The sequence below is a fragment of the Kitasatospora viridis genome (assembly GCF_007829815.1).
Lineage (GTDB): Bacteria > Actinomycetota > Actinomycetes > Streptomycetales > Streptomycetaceae > Kitasatospora > Kitasatospora viridis.
Genome location: NZ_VIWT01000003.1, coordinates 107,902 through 122,330, shown reverse-complemented (window position 1 = coordinate 122,330; position 14,429 = coordinate 107,902). Strand labels below are relative to the sequence as shown.

Annotated in this window: 16 protein-coding genes; 2 read left to right on the top strand and 14 right to left on the bottom strand. The window is 72.9% G+C overall.

The annotated features are described in order from the left end of the window. Positions 1 to 11: 11 nt before the first annotated feature. From FHX73_RS31135 to FHX73_RS31070, 14 genes are all read right to left on the bottom strand, one after another. Positions 12 to 470 carry a MarR family winged helix-turn-helix transcriptional regulator gene (locus tag FHX73_RS31135; protein WP_246213993.1) on the bottom strand — a complete coding sequence of 153 codons (459 nt, stop codon included), beginning with the start codon at positions 468 to 470 and terminating at the stop codon, positions 12 to 14. Between the two features lie 50 nt (positions 471 to 520). After that, complete coding sequence (locus tag FHX73_RS31130; protein ID WP_145909288.1) at positions 521 to 1,888, bottom strand: sialidase/neuraminidase family protein; 1,368 nt, start codon at positions 1,886 to 1,888, stop codon at positions 521 to 523. Further along, positions 1,885 to 2,448 (bottom strand): MOSC domain-containing protein, encoded by a 564-nt coding sequence (locus FHX73_RS31125; RefSeq protein WP_145909287.1) that lies wholly within the window; start codon positions 2,446 to 2,448, stop codon positions 1,885 to 1,887. Before FHX73_RS31125 ends, FHX73_RS31130 begins: the two co-directional genes overlap by 4 nt. 7 nt (positions 2,449 to 2,455) lie before the next feature. Beyond that, on the bottom strand, positions 2,456 to 2,689 hold the full coding sequence (locus FHX73_RS31120) for an acyl carrier protein (protein ID WP_145909286.1): 234 nt from the start codon (positions 2,687 to 2,689) through the stop codon (positions 2,456 to 2,458). Between the two features lie 3 nt (positions 2,690 to 2,692). After that, positions 2,693 to 3,685 (bottom strand): NAD(P)H-dependent flavin oxidoreductase, encoded by a 993-nt coding sequence (locus tag FHX73_RS31115; protein ID WP_145909285.1) that lies wholly within the window; start codon positions 3,683 to 3,685, stop codon positions 2,693 to 2,695. Next, positions 3,682 to 4,578 (bottom strand): class-II aminoacyl-tRNA synthetase family protein, encoded by an 897-nt coding sequence (locus FHX73_RS31110; protein ID WP_145909284.1) that lies wholly within the window; start codon positions 4,576 to 4,578, stop codon positions 3,682 to 3,684. The genes FHX73_RS31115 and FHX73_RS31110 overlap by 4 nt, the downstream gene beginning before the upstream one ends. Further along, positions 4,565 to 5,449 (bottom strand): diiron oxygenase, encoded by an 885-nt coding sequence (locus tag FHX73_RS31105; protein WP_145909283.1) that lies wholly within the window; start codon positions 5,447 to 5,449, stop codon positions 4,565 to 4,567. The genes FHX73_RS31110 and FHX73_RS31105 overlap by 14 nt, the downstream gene beginning before the upstream one ends. A gap of 5 nt (positions 5,450 to 5,454) precedes the next feature. Continuing rightward, complete coding sequence (locus tag FHX73_RS31100) at positions 5,455 to 6,402, bottom strand: inositol monophosphatase family protein (protein WP_145909282.1); 948 nt, start codon at positions 6,400 to 6,402, stop codon at positions 5,455 to 5,457. Further along, complete coding sequence (locus tag FHX73_RS31095) at positions 6,399 to 7,733, bottom strand: aspartate aminotransferase family protein (protein ID WP_246213992.1); 1,335 nt, start codon at positions 7,731 to 7,733, stop codon at positions 6,399 to 6,401. Before FHX73_RS31095 ends, FHX73_RS31100 begins: the two co-directional genes overlap by 4 nt. 122 nt (positions 7,734 to 7,855) lie before the next feature. Next, positions 7,856 to 8,383, bottom strand: coding sequence for a dioxygenase family protein (locus FHX73_RS31090; protein ID WP_145909281.1), 528 nt, complete (start codon positions 8,381 to 8,383; stop codon positions 7,856 to 7,858). Between the two features lie 254 nt (positions 8,384 to 8,637). Next, positions 8,638 to 9,636: a phosphotransferase gene (locus FHX73_RS31085; RefSeq protein WP_246214042.1), complete on the bottom strand. Its 999-nt coding sequence runs from the start codon at positions 9,634 to 9,636 to the stop codon at positions 8,638 to 8,640. Between the two features lie 34 nt (positions 9,637 to 9,670). Further along, positions 9,671 to 10,630, bottom strand: coding sequence for an ROK family protein (locus FHX73_RS31080; protein ID WP_145909279.1), 960 nt, complete (start codon positions 10,628 to 10,630; stop codon positions 9,671 to 9,673). Continuing rightward, positions 10,627 to 11,709 (bottom strand): zinc-dependent alcohol dehydrogenase, encoded by a 1,083-nt coding sequence (locus FHX73_RS31075; protein ID WP_145909278.1) that lies wholly within the window; start codon positions 11,707 to 11,709, stop codon positions 10,627 to 10,629. Before FHX73_RS31075 ends, FHX73_RS31080 begins: the two co-directional genes overlap by 4 nt. A 241-nt stretch (positions 11,710 to 11,950) precedes the next feature. Next, positions 11,951 to 12,859, bottom strand: coding sequence for a LysR family transcriptional regulator (locus FHX73_RS31070; protein WP_145909277.1), 909 nt, complete (start codon positions 12,857 to 12,859; stop codon positions 11,951 to 11,953). Between the two features lie 153 nt (positions 12,860 to 13,012). On the opposite strand from FHX73_RS31070, the gene FHX73_RS31065 reads away from it, so the two are divergent. Beyond that, complete coding sequence (locus FHX73_RS31065; protein ID WP_145909276.1) at positions 13,013 to 13,855, top strand: NAD(P)H-binding protein; 843 nt, start codon at positions 13,013 to 13,015, stop codon at positions 13,853 to 13,855. Between the two features lie 116 nt (positions 13,856 to 13,971). Then, a complete protein-coding gene (locus FHX73_RS31060; RefSeq protein WP_145909275.1) occupies positions 13,972 to 14,394 on the top strand; it encodes an NUDIX hydrolase in 423 nt (140 codons plus the stop codon). Positions 14,395 to 14,429: the final 35 nt, after the last annotated feature.

The window sequence follows — 14,429 nt, the reverse complement described above, 5'->3', positions numbered from 1 at the left end:
CTGAGCCGACGTCACTGGTCCGGCTCCGCCGGGGCGTTGCTTTCGAGCTCCGCCAGGTGCAGCAGTGCCGGCAGGGCTGCCGCCAGGGCCTCGGCCTCGTCACCGGTGAGCTGGTCGATCAACCGTGCGTACGCGTCGACGCCTGCCTGGTGCCGCGTCCGGACGTACGTCGCGCCGGCCTCGGTCAGGCAGACCAGCGTGACCCGCCGGTCGGACGGATCGCCCGTCCGCTCGACCAGCCCGGATTCCTCCATCACCCGGACCAGGACGGTCATCGCGGGCTGGGTGACGCCCTCGGCCGACGCCAGATCGGTGATCCGTCGCGGGCCGGTCTTGGCCAGGGTGGCCAGGGTGGCGGCGGAGGTCAGGCTCATGTCGCGGGGAAGGCGCCTCACGGCCCGGGTGGCCAGGCCGTAGAGGGCTGACCCGATGGCATCGGAAGCGCCGTGCGCGGCGTCTGGGCGACTCATGCCAGAAGCATAGCGAATTTATATGAATCCTTTATGCATCTTGGGCGACCTCAGTCGGCGGCCTCCGGGTCGTCGAGGTCGTGCAGCCCCGCCGGGTCCTCGTCGGTCAGCACTTCGCCGGTCGCGGTGACGAACCGTTGGGCGTGGCCCCGGTGGACGCACAGGAGTTGGTCGCGGGTGCCGGTCCGGTTCGGGAGCACGGCCAGGGCCGGACCGTACTTGCTGCTGTGGCCCGGCAGTTCGGTGTCCGTGCTCCAGGCGGTGCCGTCGAAGGCCGACCACCACAGTTGCTGGCGGGCGGGGTCGCGGTGGACGCACAGCAGCTTGCCGTCGAAGACGGCGAGGCCGATGTTGCTCCGGGTGCGGTGGCCGGGCAGCGCGCCCTCGGGGGTCCAGGCGGTGTCGCGTAGGCGGCTCCAGTGGATCGCCCCGTCCTTGGGGTTGCCGTGCAGCAGGTGCAGGGCGCCGTCGTACACGGCGAGGGCCGGGGACCTCGTGGTGGCGCAGCCGGGGACGGGTTCGGGGGGTGTCCAACTGCGGCCGTCCCGGCTGGTGGTGACCATGATCCGCTGGGCGGCGTCGGCGTAGGCGAGGTGGAGCGCGTCGCGGAAGACGGCCAGCGCCGGGCCGTAGACGCTCTCGGCGCCCGGGACCGGCCGGTCCGGCTCCCAGGTACCGCCGTCGTAGGAGGTCAGCGCGATGCTCCAGTCGCCCGAGCCGCCGCGGTGCGCGCAGTACAGCCGGTCCTGGAACACGGCCAGGGCCGGGCTGCCCAGGGTGTGGTGGGCGGGGAACGGCTGGTCCTCGGACCAACTGCCGTCGGCGCGGTGCGCGGTCCACCAGAGCTCGGGGTCATCGCCCCGGCCCTGGTAGACGCAGTACAGGTCATCGCGGTGGACGGCCAGGGCGGGGGCCTCGGAGGCGTAGTGGGCCGTGAACGGCAGGTCGGGCCCCCAGCCCGCGCCCGCTTCGAACACGCTGAACCACAGGCCGGTCTCGCGCGGCCGCGCGTCGAGTGCCGTGGGGGCGAGCAGGGTGGGGGCGGCCCACGGTGAGAACAGTTCGCACCCGGCGCCGCGGGCGCTCGACCTGATCCGTTCGGCGCGTCCGGCCAGCTCCGCGCCGACGGCCTCGGCCATGGCCTCGGGCAGGGAACCGGCGAGCACCTCCGACACCAGGCCGAGGAAGCCGCTGTCGGGCCCGGCGCCGTCGGCGGGGCCGAGGCGGTCGGCGGCCCGCTGGTCGAGGTGGAGGGCGAAGCCCCACCCCAGTGGGCGGACCGAGACGTGAGCCCCTGCCGCGGCGAGCTCCTCGCTCGCCCGTTCCGCGCGCTCCACGGCCTTGGCTGACGGGGCGTCAGCGCCGAACTCCGGTGCCGTGCCGCTCTCCCACTCGGGGGCGGCGCCTTCGAAGGTCATGCTGTCGTCCTGTCTGCAGAGGCCGGAACGGGGGGCAGCAGCGGCAGTGCGTCGTGCGGGGGCGGCAGGACCCGGTCGCCCACCCGGATCGTCCCGCCGCGGACCACCTCGGCCCGCAGCCCGCCGCGGTGCAGCAGGCCGCGGATCAGGCCGGGGCGGACCAACTCTTCGAGGCGGGCGCAGGGTTCGCTGAGCCTGAGGCCGCGCAGCACCACCGCGCCGACCTGGAACTCCTGGTCCACCAGCGGGTTGAGCCGGATGCCGCGGCAGACGAGGTTGCGGCGGCACTCGGCGGCGGTGAGCGTGATGCCGTGTTCGCGGGCCAGCGCGTCGAGCGCCTCGGCCTCGATGAGGGTGACGTCGCAGACCCCGGAGGCCCGGCCGGCCCCCCGGCGCCGGGGCCGGGGGCCTTCGCCCGCCCAGTAGTTGCGGTCCCCGGCCAGGCCGCGGCCGGTCACCGCGCGGGCCTGCGGGACCCGGAAGGTGGGCTCGCCGGGGCGCCCGGCGAGGTGCAGGGAGAGGACCCGGCCGGGTCCGGTCGGCGGCGGAGCCAGCGTCATGGCCTGCTCACCCCTTCAGGAAGTGGTCCGCGAGGGAACGCAGGGTGCGGAACTGGTCCACGTCGATCTGGTCGAGCTGCAGTTCCCTGCCGATCAGGTCCTCCAGCAGCAGGACGAACTCCATGAATCCGAGCGAGTCGATCAGCCGGTTCTCGATCAGGTCGAGGTCCTCCGGGATCTCCTCGAAGCTGGGGTTGCGTTCGAGCAGCCAGTCCACGACCGGCTTGATGGCGGCGTCCATGGGTCACCTCTCCTGGATCCGGTGCGGCTCTTCGGTCGCGCTCTCGTATTCCTGGCGGACCCGGGCGACGGTCGCGGCGGCCGGGTGCGCGGTGGTGACGCGGGTGCAGGACCGGCCGCAGTACATGGCCATCTCCTCGATGCGGCCGGTGGTGCCGTCCCCCGGAGCCGCCGCGCTGTAGCGCGGTACCGGGTAGTCCCGCCCGTCCACCCGGGTGGTGGCGATGAAGGTGGCCGGGTAGCGGTCCGCGGCGTCGGTGAGCGGGTTGCGCAGGACGCGGTGCGGGCGGTGCGGCCAGCCGATGTGGAAGAGCGAGGTGATGACGGTGTCGTCGGCCACGGCCTCGACCACCCGCCGTTTGAACTCCGGGTGCGCGGTGGATTCCGCCGCCGGAACGAACAGGGTGCCGGCCATCGCCCCGTCCGCGCCGCGTGCCACGGCGTCCGCGAGGTCCCGCCCCGTCGCGATCCCGCCCGCGACGGCCAGCACGGCGTACGGGTGGCGGGACCGGACGCTCGCCAGCAGGGCGTCCACCGGCAGCTCGCCGAGCAGGTGGCCGCCGGCTTCGGTGCCCTGGAGGACCAGGACGGCCGCGCCCAGGGCGAGGGCGGTGCCGGCGTCCGCGAGGGTGCCGACCTGGACGACCAGCGGGTGTCCGGCGTCCCGGACGGCCCGGGCCGCGTCGGTGTCGGGCAGCCCGAAGGAGGTGACGAAGCCGCCCCGGGGCAGTTCGGGCAGGACGGCCCGGAGCTGGCTCAGGCAGGCGGCCGGGCCGGTGACCTCGGGAACCACGTTCACCCCGAACGGGCGGGAGGTGGCGGCCGCCACCTCCCGGACCAGCCGGGCGGCCCGCGCGGGCGGTTCCTTGTACAGCGCGAGGGTGCCGCCCGCCCCGGCCCGGGACACCTCGGCGCACAGCGCGGGCCCGGCCACGCCGCCCATCCCGGCCTGCAGCAACGGCAGTTCGAGGCCGAGCCGGGCGGCCAGCCGGGTCACGAACCGGCCCCCGCCCGCTGGACCGCGCGGAGTGCGGCGCCCAGGTCCCCCTCGAAGCGGTCGCCGAGGGCGTGCACCCAGCGCTCCAGGCCGAAGGCGACGCAGCCGCTGAAGGCCGGGCGGCCCGCGTGGCGGATGCCGCGGCGTTCGCCGAAGAAGTTGCGGTGGTTGTTGGTGGAGGCGATGGCGGTGCCGTCGGTGTGCAGGTACTCCTCCTTGACCGGAGCGAGCAGCTGCATGACGGTGCGGGCGCCGTCCTTCTCGAAGAAGGGGTCGGTGGCGGGCTGCCGGTCCAGGGTGAGGCCCAGCGCCGCGCCGAAGGTGGCGATCCGCTCCCGGTGCCGGTCGAGGTGGGCCCGCACGGCGTCGGCGGAGCCGACGCAGACGATCTCCCGCATGGTGAACCCCCAGAGCCTGCGCAGCCCGTCGTGGTGGTCCTCGTGGCGGAAGCACTGCGCGACGGTGGTGACCAGGACGGGAGCGTCGGAACTGCTGCCGCTGAGGTGCAGGAGGCAGCCGTAGCAGGCGGCGGAGGGCAGCAGGTGGGTGGCGTCGGCCAGGTCGGCCGCGGGCAGTGCGGGCAGCGCGGTGGCTCCGGGCTGGTCCGCGGCGAGGGCGGTCAGCCGGTCGGGGCGGATCCGGGTGACCGGGCTGCCCAGGTGCGGGAAGTTGCGGAAGTAGTCGAGGGAGCGCAGGTCCTCGGCCCGCAGCAGCGGCGGGTAGCTCTGCTGCCGGGCGCCGGCCTCGGCGCCCCAGCGGGTGAACACCGCGTCGAGTGCGGCCTTCAGCAGGACGGCGGGCTCGTCGAGGGTGGCCAGTCCGTCCCGGACCGACCAGGCGGTCCCGGTGCCGGTGTCGGTGTCCCCGGTGGCCGTGGGGTCAGTGACGGTCATCGAACACCCCGATCCGCTGGAGGAAGTCGGTGGTCTTGTGCAGGACCTTGGCGTGGGCGGCCTGCCGGGCGGGGTGGGCGAGCAGCCGCCGGCGCAGCGCGAAGCCGTCGGTGAGGCCCGCGTCCCGGTAGACCGCCGGGTTGTAGAAGGACTCCATGCTGGTGGTGAGGTAGCGGCCCAGGTAGTCGCGCAGTTCGAGCCGGGCCTCCTGGTCCAGGCCGCCGGCGAGGAGCCGCTCCCACAGGAGTTGCACCAGGCGGCGGCCGAAGGTGATGTGGCGGGACTCGTCCTGGTGGTGCAGCTGGTTGATGTGCCGCACGGTCGGGTGCAGGCGGCGGTCGGCGGCCATCCGGACGTTGTAGTGGTCCACGATCTGCTCGAAGACCAGGATCCGGGCGAAGACCAGGAAGTTCTCGACGTCCGGGTGGCGTGGTGCCTGGGGAAGCTTGACCGACTTGTCGGGGTAGATCTTGTCGGCGTACTTGAGGCAGAAGGTGGCGAAGAACCACATGTGGTCGTTCTCCTCACCGATGAAGTGGTGGAAGAACTCGGAGGGGACCTCGAAGCCGGGCGTGTGGATGCGCCGGGTCACCTCGATCAGCAGCTCGCGGATGCCGTGCACGTTCAGGCTGTAGAAGTTGACGCTCTCCCAGCGGCTCAGGGCCTGGAGCTGAGCCGGGCTCAGTTCGTCGATCAGCTCGGTGCCGTGGACCGAGAGCAGCTCGGGGGACATCCAGAGCCCGTCGGTGGGGATCTCCGGCGGCCAGTCGAAGGTGGTGAACGGGTTGTAGTAGTCCGCGGTGGCCTTGTCCGAGAGCCGGTCGAGCAGGGCCCGGAACTCGGCGTCGGGCGGGCTGAGTTGGGAAGGCAAGGTCGTCACTCCTTCCAGCGGACGGCCGAGAGCAGGGCCCGGTGGAGTTCGGGGGTGGACGCGGCCACGCAGGACTGCTGGTTGCCGACGGTGAGATCGGTCAGCACCGTGCCGCCGAGCGGCTGCCCGTAGCCGTCGGTGATGACCGCCCCGGCCCGCTCGGCGAGGAAGACGGCCGCGGCGATGTCGTACGGGAACAGGTGCAGGACCCGGCCGTTGCCGACGCGCTCGAACTCGGGCAGCAGCGCCGGGTCGTCGCGCAGCAGCCGGTTGCCGATGTCCACGTACGCGTCGAGCTGGCCGGTGAGCAGCCGGGAGATCGACCAGGTGGCGCTGTTGAAGACGAAGACCCCGCCGGTGTTGGCCGAGCGGTCGATGAGGTGGCCGTAGGCCTCGGTCATCAGGCGGGCCGGGTGGCCGTTGAACTCCAGCGACCAGAACATCCGCGAGAGGTCGGTGGTCCGGGTCAGCGCCGGGACGGGGTGGTGGTAGCCGTGCGCGGTGATGCCGGGCGTCGCCAGGTCCCCGTAGAGGTAGGCGCCCGTGCGCAGTTCCATCAGCAGCGCGTGCTCGACGTCGGCGATGCGCGGGCGCTCCGACAGGCGGGCGACGGCGACCGAGACGGTGGCCGACTCCAGGCCGGCGACGGCGGGCCGGGTGCCGTCGATCGGGTCGACGACCAGCAGGTGGCGCGGGTCCGTGCCGTGGTACTTCAGCCCCCGGTCCTCGGAGTAGACGGCGACCGGCAGGTCGTGGTCCACGATGTACTGCCAGACGGCCGCCTCCGCGACCTCGTCGAGGCCGAACTGGGCGTCCCCGCCCGGCGAATGACCGCGCACCAGCCGGCTGCCGGCCCGGTGCTGGGCCGCCAGCACGGCCGCGCGGACGGCGCCGGCCAGGCCGATCACGTACTGCCGGACAGCCGTGGGGCTGCCGTGCTCGGGGACGGTCATGCGGCGGCCTCCGCGGCGAAGAGGGCTTCGAGCCGGTCGCAGAGCAGATCGGCCTCCGTACGGGTCAGGATCAGCGGCGGGCGGATCTTGATCACATTGCCCCGGCCGTAGCGGGAGGTGCGCAGGATCAGGCCGTGGTCCATGCCGCGCCGGGCGAGGACCTGGGCCCGTTCGCTGTGCGGGCGGCCCCGGTCGTCGCCGATCTCGATCCCGATCATCAGGCCCAGGCCGCGCACGTCCACGATGGCGGGGTGCCGGGCGGCCAGCGCGTGCAGCCGGTCCATGATGTGGGCGCCGACCTCCCGGACGTTCTCCAGGAAGCCGGGGCGGCCGATCACGTCGAGGGTGGTGGCCGCCGCGGCGGCGGCGAGGACGTTGCCGCCGTAGGTGAAGGAGTGGTGGTCGGCGCTGAGCCCGGACATCCGCTCGTCGGCGACGATGGCCGCGATCTGGGCGCCGGAGCCGCCGAGGCCCTTGGCGGTGGTCAGGATGTCGGGCCGGACCCCGTAGTGCTCCGCGGCGAACATCCGGCCGACCCGGCCGATGCCGGTCTGGATCTCGTCGAAGATGAGGACGATGCCGCGTTCGTCGCACAGGGCGCGCAGCGCGGCCAGGTAGCCGTCGGGCGGCACGATGTTGCCGCCGCTGCCGGAGACCGGTTCGACGACCACGCAGGCGACACTGCCGGAACTGGCGTGGTCCAGGAAGTCGTTGATCCGTTCCACGCACAACATGCCGCAGCTGTCCGGCCCCGCCTGGCGGTAGAAGCAGCGCAGGCAGTAGGGGTCGGGAACCTGGAGCACGCCCGGCATCAGGTGCGGGAAGGGCGCCTTGCGGAACGACTCGCCCGACATGGTGGTCGTCATCATGGTCTGGCCGTGGTGGCTGCGGAACAGGGTGACGACGTCGCGGCGGCCGGTGGCGAGCTGCGCCATCTTGACCGCGCCCTCGTTGGCCGTGGAGCCGCCGGACACCTTGAGGTGCACCTTGGTCAGGTTCGGCGGGGTGATCTCGACCAGCCGGCGGACCAACTCGTTGACGGGGGCGGTCTGGAAGGTCGAGGTGGCGTGCACCAGCCGTTCCACCTGGTCGCGCATGGCCTTGACCACCTCGGGGTGCCCGTAGCCGAGGCTCAGGTTGAAGGTGCCGGACGCGCAGTCGAGGTACTCGTTGCCGTCGGTGTCGTACAGGTGGATGCCCTCGCCGTGGTCCATCTCGTACGCACTGACCGGGTAGTACAGGTGCTTCTGGGCGTAGCTCAGGGCGTCACCGCGGACGTCGCCCCGGGCACCGTTCTCCGTGGCTGGCTGGTCGCGCATGAGGTCGGCCATGTATCTCCTGTCGAATTCCGTCCTGTTCCGTCCTGCGGACACGACGGACGGCGGATACCGATGTCGCGGATTTCTCCGGGGAGCGGAATACGAGGCTCCCCGGAATTACTGGCAGCGGGAGTTCACACGTCCAGCACGAACGTGAACTCGGCGTCCCAGCCCTCGGCGGTCTCCCGCACGTCCATCAGGCATTCCGGCCGGAAATACTTGTCGAGGTGGTTCCGGCGTTCGCCGGGGAAATACAGCATCGTGGTCAGCACGGATCCGCCGGGCGGCTGCACCTTCACGTGCACGTGCCGCGTGCGACCCGGGTACAGCGCGGGCAGCACCGTTTCCAGCCGCCACCGCCCCTCGGCGTCCGTGAACTGGTGGCCGCGCAGCCGAAAACCGTCGGCGTCGTACACCCCGGCCTCCCCGACCTGCCAGAAGTCGAGCAGGGTGCCCGCTATCGGCTTGCCCTCGGGGGTGCGCACGGCGCCGTGCAGCAGCATCGGGACGCCGGCCACCTCGTCGCTGCGGAAGCTGGTCCGGAAAGGGGTGTCGGGTTTGTAGTACGGCCCTTCACGCAGGGCGGGCGTGGGCGGCGTCCCGTTGCAGCGAACGGTCGGGGTGAGCGTCGTCAGGACATTCTCCGGGGTTCCGTTCGCCATGGCAGAATTCTCCCTCGATCAAGGATCTGTCACTTCGACCCAGGCAGACTAACCGTTTTTCCCGATGCTGAGAAGAAGGCCGTGCGTCACCTCTGCGCCATCTGTTCGGCACTTGCGACCGGAATTCCGTGATCCGCACGGAAAGCAGTTGCCTCCTGGGATTCGAGCGGCGCACGGGCCGAACGGGACGAGGGGCGAACGGGACGAGCGACGGCCGGTGGCGCCGCTCGTCCCGTTCGCCCGGCCGGTCGCGGTCAGTTCCGGTGGGCGGTGGACCGGTGCAGCACGGCGCGGGCGCGGGCGAAGTAGGCCGGGTCGGGCGGGGCGGTGAGGATGTCCGCGAGAGCGAAGAGGTCCAGCGTCCGGCTGAGCCCCAGCCGGTCGTCGTCCAGCCGGCCGTTCCCGCCCCGGAAGCCGTCGACGAAGCCCGCGGCGAAGGACGGCGGGTACTCGTGGGCGAAGCGCAGCATGTTCCCGACGTCGAACAGCGGGGAGCCGCTGAACGCGAGCTCCCAGTCGAGCACGGCGGCCACCGCCCACTGCCCGGCACGCCGGTGGACCAGGACGTTCTTCGGGTTGAAGTCGCCGTGCACCAGGCTCCGTTCACCCGCCACGGCGGCCAGTGCCCGGGGCCCGCCGTGGGCCAGGGCGCGCAGCACGGCGGAGTCCGCCCCGCTCAGCGGTCCGCCCGGGACGGCCTCGACCAGACAGCGCTCGACGAAACCGGGCAGGTCGCCCAGCGGGACCGCGCCGTCCGGGGCCGGCACCAGCGAAGGGTCGCCGAACGCGCCCGGCCGGGGCAGCTCGACCCGGCCGATCCGCGCCAGCACCCTGCCGACGGCCCGGCCCAGCACCCGCGCGTCGCCGCTCACCGGGCCGTCCGCGAGCACCTGGCTGAGCGGGATCCCGTCCACGAACCGGTAGAGCAGGGTGGGGCGGCCGGTGGCCCGGCCGTGCGGATCGGCCGCGACCACCGTGGTCACCGGGACGGTGCGGGCCTGCGCCCGGCCGAGGACGGCGAGCTCCACCGCGCAGGTGTTGCGCGGGACCCGGCTGTCGCTGGGCCGGTAGCGGCGCAGCACGTAGCGCTCCGCGCCCGGCGCGTCGGGGGGCTGGGCGGTGAGCAGCGCCATGTCGTTGGTGAACCCGCCGGGCAGCGGGTCCACCTCGTGCAGCAGGGCGCCGGGCAGGGCGTGCCCGGTCAGCCAGGCGTGGGTGGCCGGGTCGAGGAGACCCACCGGATCGGGGCGCATCACACCGGCCAGCCTGCCCGGCCCGGGGCCGTCCTCATGCGTCCGGTCCCCCTGATGGCCCATCATCGGGCCGCGGCCGTGCGGCTGCTGCTGCCGCCGCTGCCGCTGCCGAGTCCGCCAGGACCAGTCCGCCGGCCGGTCCGGCGAGCCGGCCGAGCCGTGCCGGGACGACGAAGTCCTCGGCCGCGTGCTCCGGCAGCCCGGGGTATCCGCCCAGGACCGCGGCCAGTTCGGCGCGGAGCAGCGGGAAGAGCCCGGGGAGCACCGCGACGCCGCCGCCGATCACGATCCGCTGGGGTGCGGTGGTGTAGATGATGTTGCGCAGCCCCGCGGCCAGGTAGGCCGCCTCCAGCCGCAGCGCCTCGCGCAGTGCGTCGCCGGTCAGTTCCTCGGCCGGCACTCCCCAGCGGGCTCCCATCGCCTCGCCGCCCGCCATCCCCTCCCAGCAGTCGCCGTGGAAGGGGCACGAGCCGGGAAAGGCGTCGCCCGCGACCCGTGGCACCGAGAGGTGGCCCATCTCGGTGTGGACCAGGCCGTTGACCACCTTCCCGCCGATCACCGCGCCGCCGCCGATCCCGGTGCCGACGGTGAGGTAGACGTAGGTGTCCAAGCCCTTCGCCGCGCCCCAGCGGCCCTCGCCGAGGGCCGCACCGTTGACGTCGGTGTTGATGCCCACCGGCACGCCGAGCGCGGCGGCGATCGGGCCGGCGACGTCCACCCCGGACCAGCCGGGCTTGGGGGTGGCGGCGAGGTGGCCGAACTTGGCGTGGCCCGGCCGCAGTTCGAGGGGGCCGAAGGAGGCGATGCCGACCGCGTCAAGCGGTCCGGTGCTGGCGGCCGTCTCCTGGAAGAAGGCGATGGCCCGGGCCAGGGTGGGGCCCGGTTCGCCGGTCGGGAACCGGGTCTCGGCCTCGATCCGGTCGGGGGCCGAGCCGACCAGGCAGACGAACTTGGTCCCCCCGGACTCGATCGACCCGAGGCGCGGCGCGCTCACTCGGCCACCGGCCAGCCGTCGGCGCCGACCGGGCCGCGGTGCGAGCGGATGACGACCTTGAGCGCGTCGTAGCGCGGGGGCGGTTGGGTGCTGTTGCCGCTGCCGGCTCGGTCGGCCTGGTCGGCCTGGGTGAGGCCGCCAAGTGCGGCGAACGCCTCCGGGTACTGCTCCAGCGGGAACTCGTGCGTCACCAGCCGGTCCAGGAGGGTGCTGGTGCTGGTGCTGGTGCTGGTGCTGGTGCCGGGGCGCCGCGGGGCGGCGCTGAGTTCGGCGGCCAGGTCGACGGCGACCGGGAAGATGTCGGCCCGGTAGTCCCCGGCGCCAATCACCTGGATGCCCCGGTTGGTGAGCTGGAGCGGGCGCAGCGGCACCGTGTAGGTGTCGTCGAAGCCCATCACCACCACCCGGCCGCCGTCGTCGATCAGCCGCAACGCCGCGTCCAGGCCGGTGCCCGTGGTGTCGAAGACGACGGAGGGACGCTCGCCGTCCGAGGTCTTCAGCAGGGTTTCGGCCGGGTCCGTGCCGGCCACGTCCACCACGTGCGTGAAGTGTTCGCGGGCCCGCTCCAGCCGGTAGCCGTCCGTCTCGGCGACGGTGACCCGGCGCGCCTCGCGGGCGGCGACCAGTGCGGTCAGCATTCCGATCGGGCCCGCGCCGAGCACCACCACGGTGTCGTCGAAGGTCAGGGACGCGGCCCTGACGTTGCTCAGGACGCAGGCGAGCGGTTCGATGAGGACCGCACTGCGGAAGGGCAGCCCGGCGGGCACCCGTTCGACGAAACGTTCCGGCAGGGCCACGGTCTCCGCGTACGTGCCGTCCCGGTCGACGCCGACCTCGGTCCCGGCCTTGTGACGGCAGAAGTTGGTCGCTCCCCGGCGGCACGGGACGCACCACCCGCAGTACAGCGTCGGGTTGACCACCACCCGGTCCCCGACCCCGACCGACCGCACCTGCGCCCCGGTCTCCCGCACCACACCCACCGACTCGTGCCCGAGCACCACGCCCGGCCGGGCCGGGAACCGCCCGAGCAGGATCTTGCGGTCCGTTCCGCAGACCCCGGTACCGACGATCTCCACCACGACGTCATCGTCGTGCACGAGCTGTGCGGCGGGCCTGTCCTGTAGTTCGGCGGAGCCTGGAGCCAGATAGACGAGAGCGCGCACGTGACCTCCCCATCGCTGTTGGAGGGCGACGCTAACGCAGCGGAATGCGACCGGACAGACACCTCTGAGCCAATTCGCCGCTGATGTCACATAGGTGAGGAAGCGGCCGGTGTGGGCGATGTGGGCGGTGTTGGCAGTGTGCGGGGTGGGGTCAGTGTCAGCCGTCGGCGCTGATGGGCCGTGGCCCCAACTCGCGCGCGGTCTCCACGAAGGCGTTCAGGTGCAGGCTCTCGTTGGCGCGCGCCCACACCAGCGCCCACTCCGTCAGCGCCGCATCGCTGATCGGCAGCCACACGACGCCCGGCGGGTTGTAGGCCCACTGCACGTGCGCGTTCACCGGGGCCACCACGCGGCCGGCGGCGATGTGCGGGAGCATCTCGTGGAACGTGGCCGCTCCGCCCACGCTGCCACGGGAGATGAGGCGGCCGGCGGGCGTACGGGCGGGCAGCATGTGCTCGATCCAGTAGGCGGGGACGAGCGGGCCGGGGTCCGGGACGGTTCGACCGCCGAGGTCCTCCAGGTGGACCGCCGCGCGGTCGGCGAGGTCCGAACCCGAAGCCGTTCCGAGGACCTGACCCTCCGTCAGGACGATCGGACCCACCGCCAGCCCCGGCTCCCGGACCGGCAGCCAGAGCAGCGCCGCGTCGACCCGCCCGTCACGCAGCGGTCGGAACGGGTCGCTGGGGTGGATCTCGACGAACTCCACGTCACAGTCGGGGTATTGAGCCGTGAAGGCCGAGACCAACCACCTCAGGTGGCCGCCCACGACGCCCATGGTGCCCAGCCGCACGGTGCCGCGCAGCCCGCGTGCGGCGGCCCCCGCGCGGGCCAGGGCCTGCTGGATCTGTTCCTGGGCCGCCCGCAGGTCGTCGCGCAGGCGGCGGCCGATGGGCGTCAGCCGGACCGTCCGGCTGGTGCGGTCGAACAGCAGGCCGCCGATGCGGCGTTCCTGCTTCTTCACCGACTGGCTGACCCGGGCCCGGGAGACGCCGAGGCGCTCGGCGGTGCGGCCGAAGTGCAGCTCCTCGGCCAGTACCAGGAAGATCTCGATGTCGCGCAGTTCCACGGCCGTTCCCCCGGGTCGGTAACCGTGCAGTGTCCGATGCGGGCGCGAAGTCTACCTTGATCAGCACTTTGCGGGGTTCGACGATGAGTTGACCAGCCGTCAGGTCCGCTGTGGGGCTGCCGGCCAAGCGCAGTCAGCGAGAGGAAGAACCCCGTGATCCTGATCATCGGAGCCACCGGAACGGTCGGCCGCGCCACCATCGACGTCCTGGCGGCGCAGGGACGCAAGGTCACCGCGATCACCCGCTCACCCCAGTCGGCCCGCCTGCCGGAGACGGTGACCGTGCTCCAGGGCGACCCCGCCGTGCCGAACATCCCGGAGCAGGCCTGGGACGGCGTCGAGGCCGTGCTGCTGTCCCCGCGCGCCGTCGCGGGCGCCGCCGCACCGCTGCTGGCCCAGGCGGCCCGACACGGCGTCCGGCACGTCGTGGTGATCTCGTCGTCGACCGTGCCACACCCCGCCGGCGAACCCCGGTTCGCCGCGCACTTCGCCGCCGTCGAGGCCGCTGCCACGGCCTCCGGCCTGGACTGGACGTTCCTGCGCTGCGCCGACTTCGCGGCCAACAGCCTGGCCTGGGCACCACAGATCCTCGCGACCGGCACGGTCCGCGGCGCGTACGCCGCCGCCACCACGTCGCCGATCCACGAGCGCGACATCGCCGAGGTCGCGGCGCTGGCGCTCACCCACCCGGAACACGCCGGCCGTGCCTACGTCCTGACCGGGCCGCACCCGCTCGACCAGACCGAGAAGGTCCGCCTCCTGGGCGAAGTGCTGGGCCGCGACCTGAGCTTCATCGAGGTCGCCCCGGACCACCTCCGGGCCGCCATGCTCGGCCAAGGCCTGCCGGAGGAGGTCCCCGCCCGCCTGCTTGGCTCACTGGCCGACTACGCCCACCACCCCGGCCCCACAACGGAAACGGTGCGGGACCTGCTGGGCCGGCCCGCGCTCGACTACGCCCAGTGGGCCCGCGACAACGCCGCCGCGTTCAAGGCCTGACCTTAGATGAAGTGACTGACCGTCAACTCAGGTACGGGCGTACCGTGACGCCCTGGCGCCGGCTCAGCTGTTAGGTTCGGGGAGCCCACAGCCGCCGGTGCACCGCGAAGGAAGCGATGAGCGACTCCCCGTACGTCCCGCGCACGTTCCCGATCTCCGTCAAGGGCGTCGTGCTCGACTCGCAGGACAGAGTGCTGCTGCTCAAGAACGAACGGGAGGAGTGGGAGCTGCCCGGCGGCAAGCTCGAACTCGGCGAGGAGCCTGCGGACTGCGCGGCCCGGGAGGTCCAGGAGGAGAGCGGCTGGGACGTGGCGGCCGGCCCGCTCCTGGACGTCTGGATGTACCAGCCGATCCCCGACCGGCACGTCTTCATCGTCACCTACGGCTGTCGGCGCCTCGGGCCCGAGCAGGCCCCGGTGGTGAGCGACGAGCACAAGGAAGTCGGCCTGTTCGCCAGGGCCCAGGTCCACGACCTGGTCATGCCGCAGGGCTACAAGGACTCCATCGCCCGCTGGTACGACCAGCTCGGCATCGCCTGATCGACCGTGTCCGGGAACGGCGGCACTTCTCGTGA